Source organism: Neisseria sp. P0021.S005 (assembly GCF_051956955.1).
Genome location: NZ_JBQCWY010000138.1, coordinates 1 through 6,680 on the forward strand (window position 1 = coordinate 1; position 6,680 = coordinate 6,680).

Consider the following 6,680-nt stretch of genomic DNA (forward strand, 5'->3'; position numbering starts at 1 on the left):
CGCCCATTCCGCGCAAGATAAACTCGGCAATCTCTTGCCTTACGAACATTGGCAAACCTTGCAAAGCCATTCGGTAAATGTTGGCGAAATGGCGGCGGAGTTTGCGCGAGTATTCGGGGCGCAGGAACAGGCCTGCCAGACGGGACAGCTGCATGACTTAGGGAAATATTCAGAAGCCTTTAACCGCCGATTGCATGGCGGCGCATCAGTCGATCATGCTACCGCCGGAGCCAAAATTGCCGTTGAGCTTTGGGGAAATGTTATCGGTAAGTTAATGGTGTTTTGCATTGCGGGGCATCATGCAGGGTTGGCTAATGGATGTGGTGAGGGCGATAACCGCAGTACTTTGAAACAGCGTCTAGCTTTGCAATTTGGCGAAGATATTCCCGCTCTCGATAATCTGTGGCAACAAGAAATCAAGCTCCCTCAAGCCCTGTCCGCACCGCTACTCAAAGCCGACGCGCATCATCCTTTTTTCTCCTACGCCTTCTTCACCCGAATGCTCTATTCCTGCTTGGTGGATGCCGATTATCTCGACACCGAAGCCTTTTATTCAAACCTAGAAAACAAAGCCGTCGAGCGAGGCGGTTATCCCGATTTAAACGCCTTACAACACAATTTCAATCAATTCATCAACGATTTCAGACGACGTATCGCTCAAACTCCAAAGAAAACCGAAGCCGAAAAACGCAATGCCGCTTTAAACCGCCTACGCAGTGAAATTCTCGATTACGCCGTAGAACAAGCGACACAAGCGCAAGGGCTGTTCACGCTCACGGTGCCTACCGGTGGCGGAAAAACTTTCACTTCCATGGCATTCGCACTGGAACACGCCAAACATCACGGCATGCGTCGCGTGATTTACGTCATCCCGTTCACCAGCATCATCGAACAAAATGCCGCCGAATTCCGCAAAGCCTTTGGCGAATTGGGCGAACAAGCCGTGTTGGAACACCACAGCACCTTCGACGACGGCAAACTGCAAAATGAGGCCACCAAAGACAAATTGCGCCTTGCCTCGGAAAACTGGGATGCGCCGATTGTCGTGACCACCGCCGTGCAATTCTTCGAATCCCTCTTTGCCGACCGCTCCTCGCGCTGCCGCAAGCTGCACAACATCACAGGCTCCGTCATCATCCTCGACGAAGCGCAAATGCTGCCGCTCAATCTTTTGCTGCCCATCATGCAAGCCATCAAAGAATTGGCGCAAAACTACCGCTGCAGCGTCGTCATGTGCACCGCCACCCAGCCTGCCGTGCAAGCTGAAAATGGCTTCTATCGCGGCTTTGAAAACGTGCGCGAAATCGCCCCAAAACCGACCGCACTTTTCGACAAACTGCGCCGCACCATCGTGCAACACATCGGCACACAAACCGACGCCGACCTGCTCGCCAAACTCGCCGAACACCCGCAAATGCTCGTCATCGTCAACAACCGACGCCATGCCCGCAGCCTATACGACCAAGCCAAACACCTTGACGGCACGTTCCACCTGACCACCTTAATGTGCGCCAAACACCGCAGCCAAAAGCTCGATGAGATCCGAGGTCGTCTGAAAAACGGCGAACCTTGCCGCGTTATCGCCACCTCTTTAATCGAAGCCGGCGTTGATGTGGATTTTCCACTGGTGATGCGAGCCGAAGCTGGTTTAGACAGCGTTGCCCAAGCCGCCGGACGTTGCAACCGCGAAGGCAAAAGACCGTCTGAAAACAGCTTTGTATGGATATTCGCGCCCGAAGACAAATGGAAAGCCCCTCCCGAACTTGCCACCCAAGCCGCCGTTATGCGCCTGACCGCCGACAGCTTTTCAGACGACCTCTTATCCACCCAAGCCGTCGCCGCCTACTTCGCCGAGCTTTATCAATTAAAAGGCAGCGAACTGGACAATAAAAAAATCCTGAAAATGCACAACGATACAGGGCAAAGCCTCGATTTCCCATTCCAAACCATTGCCGACAAGTTCCGCATGATCGAAAGCCATATGCAGCCGCTGATTATTCCGTTCGATGTTGATGCCGAAAACCTCATTAGCAGCCTGCACCACGCCGACCATATCGGCAGACTCTTACGCAAACTGCAACCCTACACCGTCCAAATCCCCGAAAAAGCCCTCGCTGCTTTATATAAAGCAGGGCGCATTGAACCGATTAACCAGAAAAACTTCGGCAAACAGTTTTATACGCTGATTGGGCTGGATTTATATGATGAAGTGGCGGGGCTTTCTTGGGAGGATACGGCGTTTTTGAAAGGGGAGAGTTTGATGTTTTAAATTAACATCTATAGAATTGATATGGTGTGAGAAAAAGGCTATCATACTTCCCAAAATTTTTTTAAATGTAACAAGTTAAATAAAAAAGGTTATGAAAAAAAATAAATTCCCCAGAAATATCTCCAAAGTTTTCGAAAGAAAAAGTGGAGCTTTATATTTAGGCGATTCTCTTGATCTTTTACAGAGTAAATCATTTAGCAATCTAAATGGCAAAGTAAATCTAATCATTACTTCCCCTCCTTATCCTCTTAATCAAAAGAAGAGTTATGGTAATAAAACAGGAGAAGAATACTTAAATTGGATTAAAGAGTTGACTCCATTGCTAGCTGAAAAATTAGCTGATGATGGTTCATTAGTTGTTGAATTAGGTAATAGTTGGGAGCCTGGTAGACCCGTTCAAAGCTTGTTGGCTTTGAAGGCATTAATGTCTATTGCAGAATCTGCAGAAACAAATTTAAGACTTATACAAGAATTTGTTTGCTATAACCCTTCTCGATTACCTTCTCCTGCACAATGGGTCACAGTTAATCCTCTTCGTACTGTTGATAGCTACACACATGTATGGTGGTTTTCAAAAACAGACTATCCAAAAGCTGATAACAGAAAAGTGCTAAGACCCTACAGTGAAGCTATGAAAAGTTTATTAAAAAGAGGGTCTTATAATGCAGGAAAGAGACCATCGGAACATAGTATTGGGGAAAAAAGTTTCCTAAATGATAGAGGTGGTGCAATTTCTCACAATTTATTTGAAATAGAAAGTATTGATGAAAATAGAAAACCTAGGTTACCTAATGCCTTTTCTTTCTCTAATTCAGCATCGAACGATTTTTTTCATAGAGAGTGCAAAAGACAGAACATAACAGTTCATCCAGCAAGAATGCCCATTGGCCTTGTAAAATTTTTTATTCAATATTTAACAGATGAAGGAGATTTGATTTTAGACCCGTTTGCTGGAAGCAATACCACAGGATTTGCAGCTGCACTATTAGACAGAAATTGGATTTCTATTGAGCTTCAAGAGAGTTATATAGAGCAGGCCAAAATTAGATTTGAAGACCCTATTTTGAGTTATAAAGAGGTATAAATAATGTTGAGTATTTCATCAAGTATTGCAAATATTAATTTATTTAAACGTAAAATTGAATCTGATGGAAATTGGAGTTGGGATACAGGTATATTTGTAGGCAGACCTTTTAAGATTTCTTATACAAGTAGTTCAATTCTAATGGCTGATGCATGGAAGGAACGAGCAAACGGGGTTCCACAAGGATGTTTTCTTTTAGCATATTATGATTGTGATCCCGGAAAAGATAATCTTCAAGAGGCTTTGCTATTGAGAGTTATTGAACCGGCAGAACTTCCAACGGATAAAGACATAGTAAGTTCTATGGTTGATTATTATAAGGATCATATTCGAACTGGAAACACTAAACAAAGTCAGTTAGATGAATATTCCAGATATGAATTTGGATTTTCTGGATTACGTTGCTCTATTTTGGGCTCATTTTATTTAGATTCTAAAAAGAATTTGAGATTTGGTGCTGATGTAGAAAATTTCTATGCTGCTCATAATTATTCAGTAATTAAACCATCAAATGAAATTTTAGGTTTAATTGCTAATTACAGAGAAAATAGCGTACCTGGAGGAAATGGTGATATTCGAATAGGTTCTATCCGTTATAGCTCAAGCCAAAGATTTAATAATGATATTGGAGATATTCCTGTTTATATACAAGCAAAAGATTTTGCAGGAAAACGCACTGCTTTATTTGGCATGACGCGTACTGGTAAATCTAATAGTATTAAAAAGATTATTCAGGCTAATGAACAGATGAGTAAATCAGCTCAATATCAGTTAGATAAACAGAATGAAAGTCCCGAAGATATTTTAAAGCAATTTGTAGGCGATGCACCTAAATATCCTATTGGACAGATTATTTTTGATATCAATGGTGAATATGCCAATGCCAACCTTCAAGATGAGGGAACGGCTATCTTTGATATATATCAAGCTAAAACCGATCGTTATTCCATTGTGGAAAAAGACGGTTTTAAGGTTATGAAGGTTAATTTTTATAATGAGATTGAAGCTGGTTTCGAACTGATTAAATCATATCCATTAATTGCAGATGATACATCAAAATATATGGTTAATTTTAAATCAGTAATACTCGAAAAGCCTTATAACTATGACTCTGATTACTCTGCTAAAACTAGATATGATAGAAAATTGTCGGTTTATAAATGTATTCTAAAAGCAGCGGGATTTAAATGCTCAGAAAATGAGAAGGTAACATTTTCCGTAAATAAAGAGCTATTAGAAGAAATGGATATCCCCGATGTAACTTCGCAATCATTAAAGGCAGGGATATCGTTAGATTTAGCAACTGAATGGTGGACTGCTTTATGGGATTCTTATGATTCTTCAGTAGCATGTAATGACTATAAACAAAAAAAACGTAAGGAATGGGCTGATGATGAGTTAAAAGCCTTGTTAGTGATTTTAACTAGAAAGAGTAGCTCAGGTGGTTCAATAGATAGAACTGGCTATTTGAATTTACGACCAATTGTTACTCAGCATACCGATAAATCTCAGACACCTTTTGAGGATGATATTTTACAAGCTCTTCGTCAAGGAAAAATTATTATTGCTGATTTATCTAGTGGGGATGAAGAATTACAAAGAATGTATTCAGAGAGAATTACACGTCGTATCTTCAGAGATTCTATGAATAGATTTACTAATGCTCGACCTAATAATTTCATTCAATTTTATTTTGAAGAGGCACATAACCTTTTTCCTAAGAAAGACGATAGAAACTTAAGCCAAATTTATAATCGGCTAGCAAAAGAAGGTGCTAAATTAAATTTAGGTTTGGTATATGCTACTCAGGAAGTTAGTTCTATCAGCAGTAATATTTTGAAAGCTACTCAAAACTGGTTTATTTCTCATCTTAATAATGAAGATGAAATCAAAGAATTGAGAAAATATTATGATTTTAGTGACTTTAGCGATAGTTTAATTCGGTTTAGTCAAAATACAGATAAAGGCTTTGTAAGAGTAAAAACGTACTCAAATTCGTTTGTTGTACCTGTTCAAATAGATAAATTTGGCAAATAGACTGGGATAATTATGAGCTACTCTAGCGTAGGAAAAAAACCTTTTGAAAAAGCAAGCAAATCATCTCATCATCATATTATAAACGATGAGGTTGTACAGTCAGCGTTGAGTAATTTTTATATACCTGATGTTTTGCCTGAGGTATCGATATCAAGTTTAACAGTTCCTCATAATTCTTGTGAACATTCCTTGAAGCATGTTGTTGCAATTGATGGAGGATATACTGAAATACCACTGAAAATAGGATATCCAAGTGCGTCATTACATTTTTTTCAATTTGGAGCTTTATATTTTAAAACAGAAGATTTAAAGAATATGAAGCAGCAGAAGCATATAGCCCCTGAAGATATGCAAAAATTAAGGAATATTGCTCGGATTAAATTGCCACTATGTACTAAAGGTGTAAAAAGAAAAGATTGCTCCTCACTAACAAGTTCGGTAAGAAGAAGTCTATTTGAATTTCTTAAATCAGAAAATATGGGTGAAAACAGTAGTTTATTGGATACCTTAGCATGGTTTGTGTTTCATAGGTATAAACACCATAAGGGGGGAGAGGAAAAACATTGGAATTTAGCTTCGCACCCTTGTAATTCCGATACTAGAAATATTCTTTTAAAAGAAAATGAAATGCAAAATTATACCTTCTCATCAAATGATGGAGATATATACCTGAGTGATATTTTCAGATTACATGAAATTATAGATGATGATTTAGGTGCATCTGGTATTAGTGGGTACGTTACGGGATTAGTAGAGCATCTCATGCTTTTGCATATTATTAGGAGTTTATTGGATAAAAATCGTCAAACTCTTAATGAAACCATCTTTATCCTTGATCGACCAACTGGATGGTTTGGTGTAACAGCAGGAATGCACCGACTTATGCTGGATTTGAATAATTGGTTATTTGAAAATCACAATTTGTTTTTGATTGGATTGGAAAAGAGTGGTGCATTTGTTGAACACACATCTCAAATTCAAAGTAAGATGGAAAATGGTTCTATTTTAATTCTAAACGACAAATATATTTATTCTTATATTTCACCTGGACATGAGGATGCTAATAGACCTTATGCTAGTACTTCATATTATGGACACAAAATTATTTTTAAAACTAAATTTGGTCAAATGTATGTAGCATCCTTACCAGTTAAAGATTTAAAAAAGAATCCTGATGAAAATGACATCCCTAATTTACATGAGATTTTAAGCGTCATTGAATCATTACATTGCGATATGTATGAAAATGCCTTACTTCCAATAGCTCTCACAAATAAATTAGTTAGCTTG

General features: G+C 39.3%; 4 protein-coding genes. All 4 read left to right on the forward strand.

Going from position 1 to position 6,680, the window contains the following annotated elements:
* The coding region (cas3, locus tag ACTHUE_RS09090; protein WP_440423321.1) for a CRISPR-associated helicase Cas3' at positions 1-2,269 on the forward strand (2,269 nt) is incomplete at its 5' end.
* 91 nt (positions 2,270-2,360) lie between these two features.
* Entirely contained in the window at positions 2,361-3,353 is a 993-nt protein-coding gene (locus tag ACTHUE_RS09095; protein WP_440423323.1) for a DNA-methyltransferase, read from the forward strand.
* Between the two features lie 3 nt (positions 3,354-3,356).
* A complete protein-coding gene (locus tag ACTHUE_RS09100) occupies positions 3,357-5,390 on the forward strand; it encodes an ATP-binding protein (protein ID WP_440423325.1) in 2,034 nt (677 codons plus the stop codon).
* A gap of 12 nt (positions 5,391-5,402) precedes the next feature.
* On the forward strand, positions 5,403-6,680 hold a 1,278-nt coding region (locus tag ACTHUE_RS09105; RefSeq protein WP_440423327.1), incomplete at its 3' end, for a hypothetical protein.